Raw genomic sequence first — 20142 nt, forward strand, 5'->3', positions numbered from 1 at the left:
CCTCGATCCTGCCGTGCAGCAGGGAGAGCGCGCACCAGCCCTGGGCGAGCGCGGTGAGTGCGGGGTCTGTGGCGGTCATGGGGCCTGCTTCCTCCGTCCAGGAGTGTCTGTCACCGGGTTAGCAACGGGTCGGGATACCCATCGCTTGCAAATATAACGCGTCTGCAATTATTGTCTTCGTGTGCAACACGCTCCTGCAATCGTCTGGAAAGGTGTCCCCTCTATGCCGCTCGCGCTTCTGGCCCTCGCGATCGGGGCTTTCGGAATCGGAACGACCGAGTTCGTGATCATGGGCTTGCTGCCCGAGGTCGCCGATGGCTTCGGGGTCTCCATCCCCACCGCCGGCTTCCTGGTGACCGGCTACGCACTCGGCGTGATGTTCGGGGCCCCGCTGATGACCGCGCTCGGCACCAGGATTTCTCGCAAGCGGATGCTGATGCTGCTCATGGGGTTGTTCATCGTCGGCAACCTGCTCTCCGCCCTCGCCCCTACCTTCGCCGTCATGCTCGTCGGCAGGGTGGTCGCCTCCCTAGCCCATGGGGCCTTCTTCGGGATCGGCTCGGTCGTAGCGGCCGATCTGGTCGCCCCGGACAAGAAGGCCGGCGCCATCGCGATGATGTTCACGGGTCTGACGGTCGCCAATGTCGTCGGCGTCCCGCTGGGCACGCTCGTCGGGCAGTCCGTCGGCTGGCGCGTCACCTTCGCGATTGTCGCGGCCCTCGGCGTCATGGGCCTGGCCGGCATCGCCAAGCTCGTCCCCGAGATGCCCAGGCCGAAGGGCGTGCGTCTGCGCCACGAACTGGCCGCCTTCAAGAACACCCAGGTTCTGCTCGCGATGGCGATGACCGTCCTCGGCTTCGGCGGCGTCTTCGCGGCCATCACCTACATCGCGCCGATGATGACCCATGTCGCCGGGTTCGCCGACGGCTCCGTGACCTGGCTGCTGGTCCTCTTCGGCCTGGGGATGGTCGGCGGCAACCTCGTCGGCGGCAAGTACGCCGACCGCGCCCTGATGCCCCTGCTCTACGTCTCTCTGGGCGCCCTGGCCGTTGTGCTCGCGCTCTTCACGCTCACCGCGCACAACAAGGCCCTGGCGGGCGTCACGATCGCGCTCATCGGTGCTCTGGGCTTCGCCACGGTACCGCCGCTGCAGAAGCGGGTCCTCGACCAGGCACACGCCGCCCCCACGCTCGCCTCGGCCGTGAACATAGGTGCCTTCAACCTCGGCAACGCCCTCTCGGCCTGGCTCGGTGGCCTCGTCATCTCGGCCGGCTTCGGCTATACCGCTCCCAACTGGGTCGGTGCCGCCCTGGCCGCGGCGGCTCTGCTCCTCGCCGTCCTCTCCGCCGCTCTGGAGCGCCGCGATGGTGCACCCAGTGCTGTTGTCGCCGGGGGCGTGCCCGCCGAGCAGCAGGCGGTTGCCCAGCACTGAGCCTTGGCTGTCCACCACAGAGCCCGACAGAAGCGCGCCGGTTCCCGAGACCTTCGGGAACCGGCGTCGTCGTACCGGAGCAGCTCAGACTGCCGCCACCGTCAGCGGAGCGAACCGCCGGCTCCAGTCCCCGGGCAGCTCGGAGATGCCGTACGACATGACCGCGTTGAGAGCGACGGATTCCAGACCGCGGTCCTTCGTCCACGCCAGCAGCTCTTCGTGCCGTACGTCGATGTCGGTGCGCAGCGGGCGGTCGGTGTGGGCGGCGAGCGAGGTGATGAGCGCCTGCGCCGTCTCCGTGTCGCGGGCGATCAGCGGGCCTACGACATGGGTGTGCATGTTGGGCCAGGCGGCCGCGTACCCGATGATCCGGCCGTTCTCCTCGGCGACGCGCAACTGGTCGGCGAAGGCGGGCAGCCGCGTGATGATGTGTGTGCGGTCGGAGCCGAGCGCCTCCCCGTCGAGTCGGAGGATCGCGGTGAGATCCTCGGCGGTCGCCGCGCGCGTGCCGATCGTCGGCTTCGGTCCACCGGGTGTGAAGTGCCCGTACAGCATCTCGGCCTGGCCGGTGACTTTGAAGCCGAGTTCCTCGTAGAGCGGGCGGCCGTAGGGCGTCGCGTGCAGCGTCAGTGGTGTGGTGTCCATCGTGGCGACGATGTGCCGCATGAGCCGACGCCCGATGCCCTGGCGCTGATGGCGTTCGGCGACCAGCATCATCCCGATCGCTGCCAGATCGGGGCGGTCGTGCGGGCCGTACTCGGTGATCACACAGGCGCTGACGAGACCACCGGCAGGGTCGTCGATGCCGTAGCCCTTCCCGGCTGCGAGGAGGAAGCCCCACTTGTGCTCCTCGCGTGGCCACCCCCGGTCCTCGGACAAGTCGGCGCAGGCGGCGAGATCGCGGAGCGTCAGACGGCGGATGGGGAGAGCGGCGAGGGAAGGTGTCGACACGCAGGTCAGGCTGTCCGACGGGTGCCCTCGGCGTCCACCTGTTTCCCGAGGCACGTGCAAGCTTTTGGCCATGTCGTGGCCAACCGCACAGCGCGGCGACAGGTGCAGGATGTTTCACGTGAAACACCGGCGAATGGCCACTGTCCGGTGGCCGACCAATGAGCCACTGTCACATCCCACTAGCCTCAGGGACATGGCGAGACTTCATCTCTTTGACCTCGACGGCACTTTGCTGCACGGGACCAGCGCACCTGTGGAGATATCCCGGCAGCTAGGACTGGAGGCCGAGGCGGTGGCCCTCGACCATGCGGTCGGAGCAGGACTGATAGACCCGCCCGAGTACGCGAGGCGGGCGCACGCGCTCTGGGTGGAGCTCACCGAAGCTCATGTTGTCGCGGCCTTCGAGGGTGCCCCGTGGCTGGCTCGTATCCGTGAGGTCTGGGCGGAGATCAGGCGACAGGGTGACTACTGCGCCGTCGTGTCGCTCTCTCCCTCCTTCTTCGTGGAGAGGCTCATCGGCTGGGGAGCGCATGCCGCGCACGGGTCGCGATTTCCTGCCGTGCCCTTCACCGAGCCCGTGGACCCGACCGGCGTCCTCAGCGCCGCGGCCAAGGTCGTGATCGCCGACCGGCTGTGCGGGGAGTTCGGCGTGACGCGGGCCGAGTGCATTGCCTACGGCGACTCGTCGTCGGACAGGGACTTGTTCGGGGCGGTGCCGATCTCCGTCGCGGTCAATGCGGACCACCATCTGTCCGATATCGCGACCCACTCCTACACGGGCAAAGATCTATGGGAAGCCTATGAATTGGCCTGCCACGCCCGGTAATTGAAGCAATTGGCGGTTGCCCCTGGATCAATCCTCGATCAAATCGTGGAGGAGGAGGGGGGACTTGTGTGCGGAGCGCTGACCGGTAGGGTCGACTCCGGTTCGTGTCCGGGGTGAGATGTTCACATCCTGTGCGGACCGAGGGCAAGGCAATGCAGCCTAACGGGACGGAGAGATCGAAGACCCGCATTTCCGGTTATGGGGCCGGGACATCCGCGCGCAGTGGGACGCTGCGGTGAGAGTGCTGCGGCCAATGTCACACTCTCGCCTTACTTGTCCGTACGGAGTCGGAATACGGGTTGAATGTGGCCGCATTGGCCGTGACGCCGAACGGGGAAAGCAAGCCGTCTGCGGGGGAAAGCAGGCACCTTCCGACCAAGGAAGTGCGCAGACCGACCGAAAGATGTTCGAGGCGAGGCACACCATGGACGCTCCGACCACCATGTCGGCCGACAACGGCACTTCCGGCGGCGGGGGCGGCTGGTTCACCCCGCGCCAGCAGCCGCCGACGACCCCGGGCGCCGAGCAGGAGACTGCGGAGGGAAACCGCCTGGCCGCGATGCGCCCGGTGGGCAGGGCCACACCGGGCACCGAAACGGACCCGGCGAGCACGGAACCGGACTCGCCGACGAAGGACACCGCCCCCTCCGACGCGAAGGCCGACCACGAGGGAAGGCCCCCGGCCACCATGCCGACGCCGCCGATACCGACACACCAGCCCCCCTCCCAGCTGCAGCCTCAGGCCCCACCGCAGCCCTCCGCCCCAGCACCGCCGGCCGATCAGCGCGTCCCCGTCCAGCGCTCCGCCCCGCCCGAGAACCTGCCCCCGCAGGCCCAGACCGCGGCTCCGGGGGACCAGGGCGCCTCCCCGGACGCCGTCATCGTCCGACGGACCATGGCCGAGGTCGCCCCCGTGGCCGACAAGGTCACGTCGTACTTCTACGCGCTGCTCTTCGTACGCCACCCCGATCTGCGGTCGCTGTTCCCCGCGGCCATGGACACCCAGCGGGACCGCCTGCTCAAGGCGCTGCTCACCGCGGCCGAGCACATCGACAACACCGAGGTGCTCGTCGCCTACCTGCAGAACCTCGGCCGGGGCCACCGCAAGTACGGCACCAGGGCGGAGCACTATCCGGCGGTCGGCGAGTGCCTCATCGGCGCGCTGAGCAAGTACGCCGAGGGCATCTGGGACGCGGAAACGGAAGCGGCTTGGGTCCGGACGTACACGACGATCTCCCAGGTGATGATCGACGCGGCCGCCACGGACGAACTGCGCGCCCCCGCCTGGTGGTACGCGGAGGTCGTGTCGCACGACCTGAGAACCTCGGACATCGCCGTCGTCACCGTCCGGCCCGACCAGCCCTATCCCTTCCTCGCCGGGCAGTACACGAGCCTGGAGACGCCCTGGTGGCCGCGCATATGGCGGCACTACTCCTTCGCCTCGGCGCCCCGCTCGGACGGCTTGTTGTCGTTCCACGTGAGGGCCGTCCCCGCGGGCTGGGTCTCCAACGCCCTGGTGCACCGCGCCCGGCCCGGAGACATCATCAGGCTCGGCCCGCCGGCCGGTTCGATGACCGTGGACCACACCACCGACAGCGGCCTGCTGTGCCTGGGCGGCGGCACCGGGATAGCGCCCATCAAGGCGCTGGTCGAGGACGTCGCCGAACACGGCGAACGCCGGCCGGTCGAGGTGTTCTACGGGGCCCGCACCGACCACGACCTGTACGACATCGACACCATGCTCAGGCTGCAGCAGTCTCACCCGTGGCTGTCGGTCCGAGCCGTCGTCGACAGGCAGGCCCATCTCCATCTTCCGGATGCCATACGCGAGTACGGGCCCTGGAACGAGTACGACGCCTACCTCTCGGGCCCGCCCGGAATGATTCGCAGCGGTGTGGACGCCCTGAGGGACATCGGCATCCCGTCGGAGCGCATACGCCACGACTCGGTGGAAGAGCTCGTCACCACCGGGAGCTGACCTCAGCCCAGGTCCGGAGCGTGCATGGCGCGTACGCCCTCGATGTTGCCGTCCAAATAGTGCCGCAGTGACAGCGGTACGAGATGGACGGAGGCGATCCCGACCCGGGTGAACGGCACCCGGACGATCTCGTACTCCCCGATGGGCTCGTCCATTTCGGGGCCGTGCCGCAGCGACGTGTCCATGGACTCCAGGTGGCAGACGAAAAAGTGCTGCACCTTCACGCCGGTCGAGTGGGCGTCCTCGCCGATGTGCTCGACGGTGTCCACGAAGCAGGGCACCACATCGGTGATCTTGGCGCCGAGTTCCTCGTACACCTCGCGATGCAGGGCGTCGATGACGGTCGTGTCATCCGGCTCGACCCCGCCACCGGGAGTGAGCCAGTAGGGATCCATGCCGGGCTTGGTGCGCTTGATCAGGATCAGGTCGTCACCGTCCAGCAGAACGGCACGGGCGGTGCGCTTGACGACGGGTCGGACGGTCATGGGAGGAATGTGGCCCGGATGGTTCCACGTGAAACATCGCGCATCGTCACCGGTCGAGTTCGTCACGTGATCAGCGGAAAACCCCAGCTCAACACCAGTCGGAGGCCGCCCGCAGCAGCCATTCGTGAGCCCGTGCGATGTGCGGCATGGCCAGCGTGCCGGTGCGGACCACCAGGAAGTACGTCCGCAGCGGCGGCACCGGGGGCTCGTGCAGCGCCACGACGTCCCCGCGCTCCAGGGCGGCTGTGCACAGATAGCGGGGCAGTACCGCGAGCCCGGCGCCCGCGGTCGCGCAGGCGAGGACCGCGCGCAGGTCGGGGACGACAATGGTGCCCGGGGCTGCCGGGCGGGAGTCGAAGACGGAAGCCCAGTAGCGAGAGACGAAGGGCAACGACTCGTGCACCTCGACCACGGGGATGCTCTCGAGTGCCGGCGCTCGCTTGATCGCGGAATCGGTGTCCGGGTTGCGGCGGAGCTCCCCGGAGCCGATCTGTTCGGCCCAGCGCGGAGCGGCGACCAGGACGTGCTCTTCGTCGCAGAGCGCAGTCGCCGTGAGCAGGGCGCCCCGCGGACGGGCCGTACTGATGGCCAGATCGTGATGCCCGGCCGCCAGTCCCTCCAGGGCCTCCTCGGCATTTCCGAAGGAGGCCCGCAGGGCGAAGCCCTGGCCGTCCTCGCCGGTCAGCTCCGTGAGTGCGGGCAACGCCCGCTCGGCAGTGAACTCAGGGGGCCCGGCGAGGTGCAGTGTCCTGAGTGAGGACTCGTCGTCGAGGCCAGTCTCGGTGATCTCCACCAGGGCGTCGAGATGCGGCGCCGCCTTGTGGGCGAGTTCGTCGCCGATGGTCGTGGGGGTCACTCCGCGGGCCTGTCGCAGGAACAGGGGGCGGCCCAACTGCCGCTCCAGCGTGCGGATCTGCGAGGTCACGGCCGGCTGCGACAGTCCGAGCAGCGCGGCGGCGCGGGTGAAGGAGCCGGCCCGGTGCACCGTCACAAAGGTGCGCAGCAAGGCCAGATCCATGGCGGCGCCCTCCCCTTCCCTGCCCGTGTCCCGGCCCGAGGCAGGGCCCAACTATAAATATGTCGATAGGTCTCTGTCGCTACTGTGATTGGACACTGACACAGAGTCAACTAGCCTTGTTCGCGCGGTTCTTCGCGCGCAGAACCGGGACGGTCCGAGCCACGAGGGGGGAGGCTCGGACCGTCCGTTGTACGTAGCCGGACACCCACCGGGCGTCCGTAGAGCAGCCTCTGAAGCCGTCAGCCCGCCGACTCGTCCAGCGCTCGCAGCACATCGGCCACCAGGTCCTCGGCATCCTCGGCGCCGACCGAGAAGCGGATGAATCCTTCCGGCACCGCGTCTCCGCCCCAGCGCCCACGCCGTTCGGCCGTGGAACGCACCCCGCCGAAGCTGGTCGCGTCGTCCACGAGCCGCAGCGCGTCGAGGAAACGGTCGGCACGCGCGTGCGTGGGCAGCGTGAAGGACACCACGCAGCCGTAGCGCCGCATCTGCTGTGAGGCGATCTTGTGCGCAGGGTCCTCGGGAAGCCCCGGGTAGCGCAGCCCGGTCACCTCGGGCCGCTCCCGCAATGCCTCGGCGAGCACGAGCGCGGTCGCGTTCTGCCGGTCGACGCGCAGTTGGAGCGTGGCGATCGAACGGTGCGCGAGCCAGGCCTCCATCGGCCCCGGAATCGCCCCGACGACCTTCCGCCAACGCCGTACGGCGGTCATGGCCTCGCCCTCGCGGCCGCTGACGTACCCCAGGAGGACGTCACCGTGCCCTGTGAGCTGCTTGGTGCCGCTGGCCACGGAGAAGTCCGCACCGAGCTCCAGCGGGCGCTGCCCGAGCGGCGTGGCGAGCGTGTTGTCGACGGCGACCAGGGCCCCACGCGTGTGTGCCGCCTCGACGAGCCGCCGGATGTCGCACACGTCGAGCCCGGGGTTCGACGGGGTCTCGATCCACAGCAGCTTCGCGCCTTCCAGCACCTCCAGCTGGGCGTCTCCGCCGGTCGGCGCAACTCGTACCTCGATGCCGTACGCCTCCAACTGGGCGCGCACCAGGGGCAGCACCTGATAGCCGTCGACGGGCAGGACGACTGTGTCCCCGGCGCGCAGCTGTGAGAAGAGCACCGAGGAGATGGCCGCCATGCCCGAGGCGAACGTCAGCGTCTCGACGCCCTCCTGGCCGGGCGCCTCCAACTCGCCGATGGCACGCTCCAGGAGCGTCCAGGTGGGGTTCTCGTCACGGCCGTAGGTGTACGGGCCGTTCGGTTCGCCCGGCAGATGGAAGTGGGCGGCGAACGTCGGACCGGGCAGCGTCGGTTCGTTCTTGACCGGCTCGGGCAGTCCGGCCCGCACCGCGCGCGTGCCGTCTCCGGTACCTGCAGTCGAATCGCTCATGCCACTCGTCCCTCCACCTGTTGGCGCACCTCGGCGAGCAGACCCTCGCTCGCCGCCTCCACCATCTCAAGGCACTCCTCGAAGCCGTCCGTGCCCCCGTAGTACGGGTCCGGGACGTCGAGGTCGTCGCCTGCTGCGGGCTCGTAGGAACGCAGGAGCCGTACCTTCTCCGTGTCCTCCCGTGTGGGCGCGAGGCGGCGAAGCGCCTTGAGGTGGCCGGTGTCGAGGGCGATGACCAGGTCGAGGCGGGAGAACCACGAGGCCTGGAACTGCCGGGCCGTGTGCTCGCCGGCGTAGCCGTGTTCCTCGAGGACGGCGACGGTGCGCGGGTCGGCACCGTCGCCCTCGTGCCAGCCGCCCGTGCCGGCGCTGTCGACCTCGATCAGGCCGTCGAGCCCGGCTTCCGCCACGCGGGCGCGGAAGACGGACTCGGCCATCGGGGAACGACAGATGTTGCCGGTGCAGACGAAGCAGACGCGGTAGGTCATGGCCTGCTCAGTCCCCATCGGGCAGGACGACGTTGAGCGCCCAGGACACGATCGAGATGATCAGGCCGCCGACGACCGCGGTCCAGAAGCCCTCGACGTGGAAGCTCAGGTCGAACGAGTCGGCCAGCCACGAGGTGAGCAGCAGCATCAGGGCGTTGACCACCAGGGTGATCAGGCCGAGCGTCAGGATGAACAGCGGGAAGGTGAGCAGCTTCACGATGGGCTTGACCAGGAAGTTCACCAGACCGAAGACCAGGGCGACGAGGAGCAGGGTCCAGATCTTCTTGCCCGTGCTGTCACCGGTCAGGGTGATCTTGTCGAGCAGCCATACGGCGACCGCCAGGGCGCCCGCGTTGGCGATCGTCTTGACTACGAAATTCTTCATGTGTCTGATCGTGGCAGAAGAGATCGGTTACGGGCACGGACGAGGGCGGAAGAAGTCGATGAAGGCATTCCGGTTGGATGAACTGGAGGCGGAGCGCGCCGCCAACGACGGCGCCTACCTGCAGTTCCTGCGGGAGCGGAACATGTCGGTCGGCCTGTACGCGCTCGACGCGGGCGAACGTGACCCCCAGCAGCCGCACAGCCAGGACGAGGTGTACTTCGTCGTGAGCGGCCGCGCAGCGATCACCGTGGGCATGGAGACCACCCAGGTGGCACGCGGCAGTGTGGTGTACGTACCGGCCGGAGTCGCCCACAAGTTCCACCACATCAGCGAGGACCTGAGGGTCATGGTGGTGTTCTCTCCACCGGAGAGCTGACCTGCGGTCTCGGGGTTCCCTAGGGGATCAGTCAGGGGAGGACAAGGGATGCGAGGCCCCCGTCGGGCCCTCTCCCGCCCTAGCATCGAGTGCAGGACATCAGAAGATCCGGCGCCAGAGTGCCGGGCCGCAGAGAGGTGAGGACGAGGACGATGCAAGAGATTCTGGCGGGACTGCCCTGGTGGGTGAAGTGGGTCGCGGTGCCGGTCATCGCCCTGGTCGTGTTCGGCGGCCTGATAGCCACTGTCGTCGGCTTCGTCATCGGTCTGCTCTTCAAGGCGCTGATCTTCGTGGCACTGGTCGGTGGACTGATCTACGTCGTACGGAAGTTCATGTCGAGCTCCTCGTCGCGCAGCGACTGGTGAGCGGCCGGGGCGAGCGAGGCGACCGGTGGAGGGCGCCGCAGGGCCACCGGTGATCGGTAACAGGAATCACCGGTTCCCTCGGGCGAGGGAAGTTTCCCGAACAGGCCGTATGCGTGCGGTGGCGGACCGTTAAAGTCCGGAATCGACGCGGGGACGACCCCGCGAGCGGAGTACACCCCCTCCCGTGTTCCCCCGCACGGGCTGCCCCCTCGCGCTCCGGGAGTGACCCTTGGCCACGGTTGACACCGCACTCACAGAGTTCCACGTACCCGTGCAGACGACATCTCCCGCACAGGTGCCCTCTCCGGTACAACAGCCGGCGTCTCCCGCGCAGAGGCCGTCCTCTGCGCAACGGCGCGCGGCACCTCCCCCCGAGCAGCCCGAACAGGCCCACTCCGCGACCCTGATCGGGTCCGTCCAGCGCGCGATGCGCCTGCTGGAATCCGTCGCCGGGCACGAACACGGAGCCCCCGCCAAACAACTGGCCCGCGAGACGGGGCTGGCGCTCCCCACGGCGTACCACCTGCTGCGCACCCTCGTGCACGAGGGCTATCTACGGCGCGACAAAGGGCTGTTCTTCCTCGGCGAGGCGGCCGAGCGGCTGAGCAGCAGTGGAGCCCAGCAGAAACGTCGCAGCACGGTCGTCGACGCGCTCGCTCAATGGCGCGACGCGATCGGCGTACCCATTTACTACGCGTTGTACCGCGACGGCGAGATCGAGACCGTCTGCGTCTCCGACACCCCGGGCAATCCGGCGGTCGAGGAGTGGGCCGACTTCCGGGAGACCGGACACGCGCACGCCATCGGGCAGTGCCTGCTGGCGCAGTTGGGCGAGGACGCCCGGCGCGACCACCTCGACCGCTACCCCGTGCAGTCCATCACTCCGTACACGGTGCGCGACAACCACAGCCTGCTGCGGCGCCTCGAACGGACGCGGCGTATGGACCCGGTGATCGAGCGTCAGGAGTACGCGCTGGGGACGGTCTGCGCGGCGATTCCGATTACGTTGGGTAACAACGCGGCGACGATTGCCATCTCCCTGCCTGCTCATCAGGCCGATCGGCTGCCAGCGGCCACCCAGCAGCTGCAAGGAGAAATCGGACGCCTGCTGGGGTCGCTGGCGATCTCTATCAGTATCTGAAAACTCACTCCTTGTGATCTGCTGTGTACGTTCAGCAAGATGCCACCAGTGTCAGAGGGATCATTCCCGGCCAGTCGAAGGCAGATGACGGGGTAGGCGATGCGTGAGTCCGTACAGGCAGAGGTCATGATGAGCTTTCTCGTGTCCGAGGAGCTCTCCTTCCGCATCCCCGTGGAGCTGCGTTATGAGGCCTGCGATCCCTATGCCGTGCGGCTGACTTTCCATTTGCCGGGTGATGCCCCGGTGACCTGGGCCTTCGGCCGCGAGCTGCTGATCGACGGCGTGGGGCGGCCGTGTGGGGAGGGGGACGTACGGGTCGCGCCCGCCGAGCCCGACTCGCTGGGCGAGGTGCTGATCAGGCTTCAGGTCGGCAGCGACCAGGCGCTGTTCCGCTCGTCGACGGCACCGCTCATCGCGTTCCTCGACCGCACCGACAAGCTGGTGCCGCTGGGTCAGGAGGGGGCGCTCGCCGACTTCGACGCCCACCTCGACGAGGCGCTGGACCGCATCCTGGCGGAGGAACAGAGCGCGGGCTGAAGGGCTACGGCGATGAAGGTGCCGGAACGCTTCAGCACGGCGCGGGGGTGCGCGCAGTAACGCTTCTGCGCGAGCCCGGGGCCCGCTCGTGGCGGCCCCTCAGGTCAGCGCTTGCGCCGCCGCCCCCTGCCGCCTCCGCGCGCGGGGGCCGCCGGAGCCGGCCGACCGCCCGCCATCGCCGGCGCAGCGGCCGTCTCCGGCCCCGGACGGTCGGCCGCGACCACCAGGGCGGCGAGCAGCGTGGTGACCGGAACCGAGGCGACCAGACCGATCGAGCCCACCAGCGTGCGCACGATCTCCTCCGCGACGAGTTCGCTGTTGGCGACCGTCCCCACGCTGCTCTGTGCGATCGAGAAGAGCAGCAGCAGTGGCAGCGCGGCGCCCGCGTAGGCGAGGACGAGCGTGTTGACGACGGACGCGATGTGGTCGCGGCCGATACGGATGCCGGCCCGGTACAGCCCGCGCCAGCCCATCGTCGGATTCGCCTCGTGCAGCTCCCACACCGCCGACGTCTGGGTGACCGTCACGTCGTCGAGGACACCGAGCGAACCGATGATGACGCCGGCGAGCAGCAGACCGCTCATGTCGATCGACGGATACAGGCCGTGGATCAGGCCGGTGTTGTCGTCCGTGTTGCCGGTGAGCGCGGCCCAGCCGATGAACCCCGACCCCAGAACGCCGATCAGCAGCAGCGAGAGCAGGGTGCCGAGCACCGCCACGGACGTACGGGCCGACAGTCCGTGGCACATGTACAGGGCGATCAGCATGATGGCGCTCGCCCCGATCACCGCCACGACCAGCGGGTTCGAGCCCTGCAGGATCGCCGGCAGGATGAAGAAGGTCAGGATCAGGAAGCTGACGGCCAGAGCGACCAGCGCCATGACACCGCGCATCCGGCCCACCACTACGACGACGAGCGCGAAGATGCCGGCGAGCAGCGCCATCGGGAGCCTGCGGTTCACGTCGGTGACCGAGTACTGCAGGTCCTTGGGCGCGGAAGGCTCGTACGCGACCACGACCTTCTCGCCCTCGTGCAACTGCCGTGACTGGTCCGGCTGGACGATCTCCGTGAAGGTACGGCCCTTGTCGTCGCCGGTGTCGACGCGGATCGTCGCCTTCTTGCAGGTGCCGTTCGCCTGCTGCTCCGCGGAGGAGCCCTCGGCGGTGGAGGTGTCGCCGGTCGGGGTCTCCCCCGAGGCGTTCACCGACTTGCAGCTCAGGCTCACGACCTTGGTGACCGTGGCCTGCTGGGTCTGCCGATCGAAGCCGACGCCCGTGCGCTCGTGCGGAGGTGCGCCACCGGGCCACAGCACGACCAGCCCGACCACCACCGCCACGCCGAACGGGATGAGGATCGCGGCGATGACCTTGCGCAGGTGCTTGGAGACGGGGGCCGCCGGTCCGTGGCTGTGACTGTGCCCGTGCCCGCCGCCGGACCCGGGACCGTGCCCGCCTCCCGGACCGTGACCGTGTCCGTCGCCACCCGATCCAGGACTGTCGTGCCCGTGCCCGTGCCCGTCGCCGGATCCAGGACCATGGCCGTGCCCGTCACCGGAACCCGGGCCGTCTCCACGGCCATTGCCGTTTCCGGGGCCGCTTCCGGGGCCCGGCCGACGTGGCGGCTCGGGCGGTGGGTACGGGGGCTGATGCGTCGTGGTCACCGCCCGATCATCGCAAGAACGGCAAGGGCCCTCTGTTCACCGCGCCCGAATTGACGCTAGCGTGGGGGCACCTTTGTACACGCGGGAGCTCGGAGCACCGGGCTGAGAGGGCGCTGACCTCCGTCCCAGCGATGTTTCACGTGGAACGTCATCCGAAGCGAGTGACGTTCCCCACGAAACGTCGGCAGACGGAAACCGCTGCGTCGACCGCCGAACCTGTTACCGGGTAATGCCGGCGTAGGGAGTAGGTCTCATGACCATCAAGGACGCGCGCACGCCTGCCTTCAGCCAGGACGAAGAGCCCATTCAGGGCGAACAGTCCCCGGAGGCTGGGAAGTCCATCGGCTGGCACAAGGCGTACGTCGAGGGCTCGCGCCCCGATCTGCGGGTGCCGGTTCGTCAGGTGCACCTCACCAACGGGCAGTCGGTCACGCTGTACGACACCTCGGGCCCGTACACCGATCCGCTCACCGACACCGATGTCCGCCGGGGCCTCGCCCCGCTGCGCGAGAACTGGATCATCGCCCGCGGTGACACCGAGGAGTACACGGGCCGCCCCGTCCGCCCCGAGGACGACGGGATCAAGCACACTTCACCGCGAGGCGGCAACCTGCGCAACCTCGACGCGGTCTTCCCCGGACGGCCGCGCCTGCCGCGCCGCAGCCGCGACGGCGGGGCGGTCACGCAGCTGGCGTACGCGCGCCGGGGCGAGGTCACGCCCGAGATGGAGTACGTGGCCATCCGGGAGAACCTGTCGCCCGAGGTCGTCCGCGAGGAGATCGCGGCGGGCCGCGCCGTGCTGCCTGCCAACGTCAATCACCCGGAGATCGAGCCGATGATCATCGGCAAGCGGTTCCTGGTGAAGGTCAACGCCAACATCGGCAACTCCGCGGTCACCTCCTCCATCGAGGAGGAGGTCGAGAAGATGACCTGGGCGACCCGCTGGGGCGCCGACACGGTCATGGACCTGTCCACCGGCCGCAACATCCACACCACCCGCGAGTGGGTGCTGCGCAACTCCCCCGTCCCCATCGGCACGGTGCCGCTCTACCAGGCACTGGAGAAGGTCGACGGCAGGGCCGAGGAGCTGACCTGGGAGATCTACAAGGACACGGTCATCGAGCAGGCCGAGCAGGGCGTGGACTACATGACGGTCCACGCGGGCGTGCGCCTGCCGTATGTGCCGCTGACGGCGAACCGCAAGACGGGCATCGTCTCCCGCGGCGGTTCGATCATGGCGGCCTGGTGCCTGGCGCACCACAAGGAGTCGTTCCTCTACGAGAACTTCGAGGAACTCTGCGAGATCCTCGCCGCCTACGACGTCACGTACTCGCTGGGCGACGGCCTCAGGCCCGGCTCGATCGCGGACGCCAACGACGAGGCGCAGTTCGCGGAGTTGCGCACGCTCGGGGAACTCAACACGATCGCCAAGCGTTTCAACGTACAGACCATGATCGAGGGCCCGGGCCATGTCCCGATGCACAAGATCAAGGAGAACATCGACCTTCAGCAGGAGATCTGCGATGAAGCTCCGTTCTATACGCTCGGCCCGCTGACGACGGACGTCGCTCCGGCGTACGACCACATCACCTCAGGCATAGGCGCCGCGATGATCGCGTGGTGGGGCACGGCGATGCTCTGCTACGTCACGCCCAAGGAGCACTTGGGCCTGCCCAATCGTGACGACGTCAAGACGGGCGTCATCACCTACAAGATCGCGGCCCATGCGGCGGACATCGCCAAGGGACACCCTGGCGCACAGGAGTGGGACGACGCGTTGTCGGACGCCCGCTTCGAGTTCCGCTGGGAGGACCAGTTCAACCTCGCCCTCGACCCGGACACGGCCCGTGAGTTCCACGACGAGACCCTGCCGGCCGAGCCCGCCAAGACGGCCCACTTCTGCTCGATGTGCGGGCCGAAGTTCTGCAGCATGAAGATCTCTCACGACATCCGCCGCGAACACGGCGGTACCCGGGAGGAGATCGAGCAGGGCATGGACCAGAAGTCGAAGGAGTTCGCGGCGGCGGGGAACCGGGTGTATCTGCCGATCGCGGACTGACGTCGACGTACCGCCGAAGGGCGGCCCGAAGCCGGGTCTTCGGCTTGCGCTCCCCGCGCGGGGGCGCAAGCCGAGGGGCTACTCCGGCTGGTGTTCTGGCCCCCCGTAGTCCGGGCTGGTGTAGTCCGGGCTACTGAAGCTGGGGCGTGAGCCGGTGGCTCCGTCGTCCGGGCTGCTGAAGCCGGGGCGGCCGTAGCCGAGGTGCGGCATCCGGCTGGGCGACGTCGGCGGTGCCGTGTGGTGCAGTGCGGCGGTGCCGGGGTCGGCCAGTGCCTCCCGGAGGAAGGGGAGGATGCCACGCTCCAGCAGGGCCTCGCGCCAGGCTTCCCTGGCCCGGGCCACCTCCCCGCTCATCTCGCCGTACGGACCGGCTTCGAGCGAGGGCCGGTTGCGCAGGGCGGTGAGGAGCAGCATGACTGCGGCGACGAGGATCGCGGCCGCGGTCATGGCGCCGAACACCCAACCGGCGGTGAGCATGGTCTGGGCGAACGCCGGCTCCGGGTCGAGCATCTTCAGGCTGTAGCCCACAAGCAGGAAGATCGCAGCGGCGATTCCGGCAAGGACGGGTGTCAGGACCGCGACGACGGCGACGGCGCCCGCGCCGGCGGTCTCGGCGACCTCTCCCATGGTGGTGGCGAGCCCCATCGCGCTCGTGCCCGACTCGGCGGGGCCGGGTTCGTGCACGGACGACAGGGTGGACGGCGCCGGACGGCGCTGTTCCTCGCGGACCTTCACGTAGTGCTGGTACTCGGACGCCGCGGCCACCGTGATGAGTGCGGTGGCGTTGAGCGCCATGGTGCGCAGCTGTTCGGGATTGAGCCGCTGTCCCACAGCGGCCAGCTCCTGGCGGTGTGGTGCGGAGCGCAGCGCCTCATCGAGGATCCGCTCGTATTCCTGGCGGTCCTCGCTCAGCAGGTGCTGCGGAACGCTGTTCATGTGCATCCCCCGATGCTCCGTAGGGCTTGGGGCTCGCATGACTACGAGCCGTCGGGCAGAAACGGAGGGGAGCCTGCTACGGATAAGCCGATGGTAGAGCGGTGACGGCACGCGGTGACAGGGGGTTTCCAGAAATTGGCCCCTGGCCTGCGCCGTCTCCCGTCAGTCCTTCATGGGGGATCGCCTGCCCTGTGAACGTTCAGATATCCAGGGGAAGTTGCTGGACCAGCAGTTTTCCGGCCATGGTCACGCCACCGTCCATCGCGATGGCCAGTCCGCTCGCGTAGACATGCGGTCCCTCGACCAGGGGACCGGACCCGTCCTCGCCGTCCTCGGAGCCGACGTCGCCCACCAGGTACGGAATCGGGCTGTGGCCGTGAACGATGCGGGTGCCGCCGTACGTATCGAGAAGGGAGCGCACGTGGTCGGCGCCGCCCTCGTCGCGGAAGGAGAAGCGCTTGGTGAACTTGCGGAACAGGTCCCACACCTCGTCCGCGTCGTTGCGCGTGAGCGTCTCGCGGACTCTGTCGTTGACCGCTTCGATCGAGTCGCCGTAGTCGAGGTAGGCGGTGGTGTCGGAGTGCACGAGCAGATGCCCGTCGACCGCCTCCATGGCGTCCAGGCGGGCCATCCACTGCAGGTGGTGGTCCTGGAGGCGGTCCATGTCGGTCTTCTGGCCGCCGTTGAGCAGCCAGGCGGCCTGGAAGGTGGCGGTGCCCGCGCCGGAGTTGACGGGGGTGTCGCCGAACCGCTTGGCGCCGAGCAGCAGCAGCTCGTGGTTGCCCATCAGGGCCTTGCAGTAGCCGCCGGCCGCGGCGGCCTCCGCGGACAGCCGCATCACGAGGTCGATGACGCCGATGCCGTCCGGGCCACGGTCGGTGAAGTCGCCGAGGAACCACAGCCGGGCGGTGCCCGCGCACCAGTTGCCCGCGGCGTCGATGAGGCCCTTCTCCTGGAGGGCGGCCACCAGTTCGTCGAGATAGCCGTGCACGTCACCGACGACGAACAGCGGACCCGGACCGCCCACGGGCACGGACGCCGGGTCGACGATCACCTGAAGCGTGTCACCCCGGTTGATGACGGGCAGGTCACGCTTGGTGGGTGTGTACCCCTCCGGATACACCTCGGGGTACGCCTCCTCGTGCGCCGGAACCACATCGCCCGGGTGTGCGCTGTGGTCGTACGGACCGGTCTCATGGACGTACGCGGGCACCCGGAAGTCGCGCAACGTCGCCGTCCGCTCCGCCTCGGGTCCCTGACCGGCCCCCTGAGTCATCAGACCCCTCCACCATCGCGCCGCATCTGCACCGCATCGGACTGCCTGGTCGCAGCGGCCCGCGGTGTCGTGGGCCCATCATAGGAATGCGGATCGCGCCATGTGATGACCCAGGGGTGGTGAATCGGAGCAAGACTCCTGTTCACCGCGGCTTTCGCCCCGATTGGGCAGGGCTTCGACCGCCTGCTGACAGCGCTAGTCCTACTCCTCTTCGGGTGATCGCGGAGGGCTGACCGTCGTGCGCGGTGGACGTCGCTGGGACGAGGTACGCACGATCAGCTCCGTCGGTATCACCTGCTCGACCGGTTGGTCCGATTCGACCCCCTCGATGGCGTCGATGAGGAGTTGGACCACCGCCGTGCCGATGCGGCGCGGTTTCAGCGAGAGCGTGGTGACGGGCGGCTCGGTGTTGGCGTACACCGTGGATTCGCTGCAGCAGACGATCAGCAGGTCGTCCGGGACGCGCAGCCCGTAGCGGCGGGCGGCGGCGAGCAGGTCGGTGCCGTTCGGGTCGAACAGGCCGTAGACGGCGTCGGGTCGGTCGGGGCGGGCGAGCAGCCGGTCGGCGGCGACGGCGCCCGCGCACGGATCGTGCGCCGGATAGGCCTCGTACACCGGATCCTGTCCTACGCGTTCGCACCAGCGCAGGTACGCGGTCGTCGACAGGTGGGTGTACGTGTCGGTCGTGGTCCCCGTCAGCAGGCCGATGCGGCGGGCGCCGGCGGCGGCCAGGTGGTCGAGGATGCCGAGTACGGCGGCCTCGTGGTCGTTGTCGACCCAGGCGGTGACCGGCAGCGTGCCGGCCGGGCGGCCGTCGGAGACGACCGGTAAACCCTGCCGGACCAGTTCGCTGACCACTGGATCCTGGTCGGACGGGTCGATGACCACGGTCCCGTCGAGGGCGACGTTCGACCACACGTCGTGGCGCGAGGTCGCCGGGAGGATGACGAGGGCGTAGCCGCGGGCGAGCGCGGCCGAGGTGGCTGCGCGCGCCATCTCGGCGAAGTACGCGAACTCGGTGAAGGTGAAAGGTTCATCCCCGTACGTCGTCACGGTCAGGCCGATGAGGCCCGACTTGCCGGTACGGAGAGTTCGGGCGGCGGCCGACGGGCGGTAGCCCAGCCGGTCGGCGACTTCGCGGACATGGCGTCGGGTGGCGTCCGGGAGCCGGCCCTTGCCGTTGAGGGCATCGGAGACGGTAGTGATGGAGACTCCGGCGGCGGCGGCCACGTCTCTGATGCCCGCCCGTCCCGGCCGGTTGCCTCGACGTGAGGTTTCCGCGCGGCTCACCTGGTGCTTCCCTGCTGCTGTCATGGCGAGCCGATAGTAGGGCTCATGCGGTGGGGTAGGGCGGACGCATATGCACGCGTTGACAGGCACGTTTCTGCATGGTCATCAGGCATCAAACTCCTTGGAAATAAAGGGAGTTAAACGATGCAATGGCACTACGTGACTTGTCGGCCCGCACAAGCCTGCCAAGTCCCCCATGTTTCGAAGAGGTCTCAACTCACCTTCACGGGGGATGCGCGCCACGGCGCGAGCCACCGGCGCATAGATATATGTGACCGCGCCCCCCGATTCGTCTGGCTTCGTACGACGATGCCCCTGATGCGGGTGGGACGGGTGAGGTCAGAGGCCTCAGCGGTACGAGGTCGCTCCGCACCGGTACGCACGGGCGCCCAATCCTCATAAGGTGAGGAGTATTGGTAGCTGGTGGTCATGAGGAGGACTGCGGTGAGCGAGACGAGCCCCAAGCTGCGCGCCGAGCTGGAGGGTATCCCCACCTACAAGCCGGGCAAGCCCGCCGCGGCCGGTGGTCCGGTGGCCTACAAGCTGTCCTCCAACGAGAACCCCTACCCGCCGCTGCCGGGCGTGATGGAGACCGTGACGGCCGCGGTCTCGTCGTTCAACCGCTACCCGGACATGGCCTGCACGGGCCTGATGAACGAGTTGTCGGAGCGCTTCGGCGTCCCGCTCTCCCACCTGGCGACGGGTACCGGTTCGGTCGGCGTCGCCCAGCAGCTGGTCCAGGCGACCTCCGGGCCGGGCGACGAGGTCATCTACGCCTGGCGGTCCTTCGAGGCGTACCCGATCATCACGCAGATCAGCGGTGCCAAGGCGGTGCAGGTGCCGTTGACGCCGGGCGATGTGCACGATCTGGACGCGATGGCCGACGCGATCACCGACCGGACCCGGCTGATCTTCGTCTGCAACCCCAACAACCCGACGGGCACGGTCGTGCGGCGGGCCGAGCTGGAACGCTTCCTCGACCGGGTGCCGGGTGACGTGCTGGTGGTGCTGGACGAGGCGTACCGAGAGTTCATCCGCGACGCCGAGGTGCCGGACGGCGTCGAGTTGTACCGCGACCGGCCGAACGTCTGCGTCCTGCGCACCTTCTCCAAGGCGTACGGCCTTGCCGGCCTCCGCGTCGGCTTCGCGATCGCCCACGAGCCGGTGGCCGCGGCGCTGCGCAAGACCGCGGTGCCCTTCGGGGTCAGCCAGCTCGCCCAGGAGGCGGCGATCGCCTCGCTGCGCGCCGAGGACGAACTCCTGGGCCGGGTCGGCTCGCTGGTGTGTGAGCGCAACCGCGTGGTCGAGGGACTGCGGGCCCAGGGCTGGACGGTGCCCGAGACCCAGGCGAACTTCGTGTGGCTGCGGCTGGGGGAGCACACGGCCGCGTTCGCGGCGGCGTGCGAGCAGCACGGGGTCGTGGTCCGGCCGTTCCCGGGCGAGGGCGTGCGGGTGACGGTCGGGGAGACCGAGGCGAACGACATCTTCCTGAAGGTGGCGGAAGGGTTCCGCAAGGAGCTTTAGGTGTCCGCCGGTTCAGCAGGTTCCACGGGCTCGCG

19 protein-coding genes and 1 pseudogene are annotated in these 20142 nt (G+C 68.7%); 9 read left to right on the forward strand and 11 right to left on the reverse strand.

From position 1 onward, the window contains the following. Positions 1-79 (reverse strand): annotated as a pseudogene (locus IG08_RS61585) (MarR family transcriptional regulator); the annotation flags it as partial. Positions 80-223: 144 nt separating this feature from the next. Between IG08_RS61585 and IG08_RS0129450 the strand changes: the two are divergent. Continuing rightward, positions 224-1432 carry an MFS transporter gene (locus IG08_RS0129450; protein WP_030608977.1) on the forward strand — a complete coding sequence of 403 codons (1209 nt, stop codon included), beginning with the start codon at positions 224-226 and terminating at the stop codon, positions 1430-1432. Between the two features lie 84 nt (positions 1433-1516). Here IG08_RS0129450 and IG08_RS0129455 read toward each other — a convergent pair whose 3' ends face one another. After that, positions 1517-2383: a GNAT family N-acetyltransferase gene (locus tag IG08_RS0129455; protein ID WP_030608979.1), complete on the reverse strand. Its 867-nt coding sequence runs from the start codon at positions 2381-2383 to the stop codon at positions 1517-1519. A gap of 193 nt (positions 2384-2576) precedes the next feature. Between IG08_RS0129455 and IG08_RS0129460 the strand changes: the two genes are divergently transcribed. Further along, positions 2577-3209: an HAD family hydrolase gene (locus IG08_RS0129460; RefSeq protein ID WP_030608982.1), complete on the forward strand. Its 633-nt coding sequence runs from the start codon at positions 2577-2579 to the stop codon at positions 3207-3209. A 403-nt stretch (positions 3210-3612) separates the two neighbouring features. Then, a complete protein-coding gene (locus IG08_RS0129465; protein WP_078655797.1) occupies positions 3613-5187 on the forward strand; it encodes a globin domain-containing protein in 1575 nt (524 codons plus the stop codon). A gap of 2 nt (positions 5188-5189) precedes the next feature. Here the strand turns inward: IG08_RS0129465 and IG08_RS0129470 are convergent, their stop codons facing one another. From IG08_RS0129470 to IG08_RS0129490, 5 genes are all read right to left on the reverse strand, one after another. Then, a complete protein-coding gene (locus IG08_RS0129470; protein WP_030608988.1) occupies positions 5190-5672 on the reverse strand; it encodes an NUDIX domain-containing protein in 483 nt (160 codons plus the stop codon). Between the two features lie 88 nt (positions 5673-5760). Then, positions 5761-6690: a LysR family transcriptional regulator gene (locus tag IG08_RS0129475; RefSeq protein ID WP_030608991.1), complete on the reverse strand. Its 930-nt coding sequence runs from the start codon at positions 6688-6690 to the stop codon at positions 5761-5763. Between the two features lie 239 nt (positions 6691-6929). Next, on the reverse strand, positions 6930-8069 hold the full coding sequence (locus tag IG08_RS0129480; protein WP_030608993.1) for a cystathionine gamma-lyase: 1140 nt from the start codon (positions 8067-8069) through the stop codon (positions 6930-6932). Beyond that, positions 8066-8557: a low molecular weight protein-tyrosine-phosphatase gene (locus IG08_RS0129485; protein ID WP_030608996.1), complete on the reverse strand. Its 492-nt coding sequence runs from the start codon at positions 8555-8557 to the stop codon at positions 8066-8068. Before IG08_RS0129485 ends, IG08_RS0129480 begins: the two co-directional genes overlap by 4 nt. 7 nt (positions 8558-8564) lie before the next feature. After that, positions 8565-8942 (reverse strand): phage holin family protein, encoded by a 378-nt coding sequence (locus tag IG08_RS0129490; protein WP_030609000.1) that lies wholly within the window; start codon positions 8940-8942, stop codon positions 8565-8567. 58 nt (positions 8943-9000) lie between these two features. On the opposite strand from IG08_RS0129490, the gene IG08_RS0129495 reads away from it, so the two are divergent. The 4 genes from IG08_RS0129495 (at position 9001) to IG08_RS0129510 (ending at position 11361) form a co-directional block, all read left to right on the forward strand. Then, positions 9001-9318 (forward strand): cupin domain-containing protein, encoded by a 318-nt coding sequence (locus tag IG08_RS0129495; RefSeq protein WP_030042261.1) that lies wholly within the window; start codon positions 9001-9003, stop codon positions 9316-9318. Between the two features lie 152 nt (positions 9319-9470). Beyond that, positions 9471-9683: a DUF5326 family protein gene (locus tag IG08_RS0129500; protein ID WP_030609006.1), complete on the forward strand. Its 213-nt coding sequence runs from the start codon at positions 9471-9473 to the stop codon at positions 9681-9683. Positions 9684-10086: 403 nt separating this feature from the next. Further along, positions 10087-10824 (forward strand): IclR family transcriptional regulator, encoded by a 738-nt coding sequence (locus IG08_RS0129505; RefSeq protein ID WP_261723453.1) that lies wholly within the window; start codon positions 10087-10089, stop codon positions 10822-10824. 99 nt (positions 10825-10923) lie between these two features. Then, on the forward strand, positions 10924-11361 hold the full coding sequence (locus tag IG08_RS0129510; RefSeq protein WP_030609012.1) for an SsgA family sporulation/cell division regulator: 438 nt from the start codon (positions 10924-10926) through the stop codon (positions 11359-11361). 104 nt (positions 11362-11465) lie between these two features. Here the strand turns inward: IG08_RS0129510 and IG08_RS0129515 are convergent, their stop codons facing one another. Beyond that, entirely contained in the window at positions 11466-13022 is a 1557-nt protein-coding gene (locus IG08_RS0129515) for a YibE/F family protein (RefSeq protein WP_030609015.1), read from the reverse strand. 253 nt (positions 13023-13275) lie between these two features. Between IG08_RS0129515 and thiC the strand changes: the two genes are divergently transcribed. Then, positions 13276-15081, forward strand: a complete 1806-nt coding sequence (gene thiC, locus IG08_RS0129520) for a phosphomethylpyrimidine synthase ThiC (RefSeq protein WP_030609018.1) — start codon at positions 13276-13278, stop codon at positions 15079-15081. A gap of 78 nt (positions 15082-15159) precedes the next feature. On the opposite strand, the gene IG08_RS0129525 is transcribed toward thiC, so the two are convergent. From IG08_RS0129525 to IG08_RS0129535, 3 genes are all read right to left on the reverse strand, one after another. Next, a complete protein-coding gene (locus IG08_RS0129525; RefSeq protein ID WP_030609021.1) occupies positions 15160-16023 on the reverse strand; it encodes a membrane protein in 864 nt (287 codons plus the stop codon). A 193-nt stretch (positions 16024-16216) separates the two neighbouring features. Continuing rightward, complete coding sequence (locus IG08_RS0129530) at positions 16217-17293, reverse strand: metallophosphoesterase (RefSeq protein WP_030609023.1); 1077 nt, start codon at positions 17291-17293, stop codon at positions 16217-16219. Positions 17294-17494: 201 nt separating this feature from the next. Continuing rightward, complete coding sequence (locus IG08_RS0129535) at positions 17495-18607, reverse strand: LacI family DNA-binding transcriptional regulator (protein ID WP_078655799.1); 1113 nt, start codon at positions 18605-18607, stop codon at positions 17495-17497. Positions 18608-19027: 420 nt separating this feature from the next. Here IG08_RS0129535 and hisC point away from each other — a divergent pair, with 420 nt between their 5' ends. Then, on the forward strand, positions 19028-20107 hold the full coding sequence (gene hisC / locus IG08_RS0129540) for a histidinol-phosphate transaminase (RefSeq protein WP_030609027.1): 1080 nt from the start codon (positions 19028-19030) through the stop codon (positions 20105-20107). Positions 20108-20142: the final 35 nt, after the last annotated feature.

This window comes from Streptomyces fulvoviolaceus, from assembly GCF_000718165.1.
GTDB classification, from domain to species: Bacteria; Actinomycetota; Actinomycetes; order Streptomycetales; family Streptomycetaceae; genus Streptomyces; species Streptomyces fulvoviolaceus.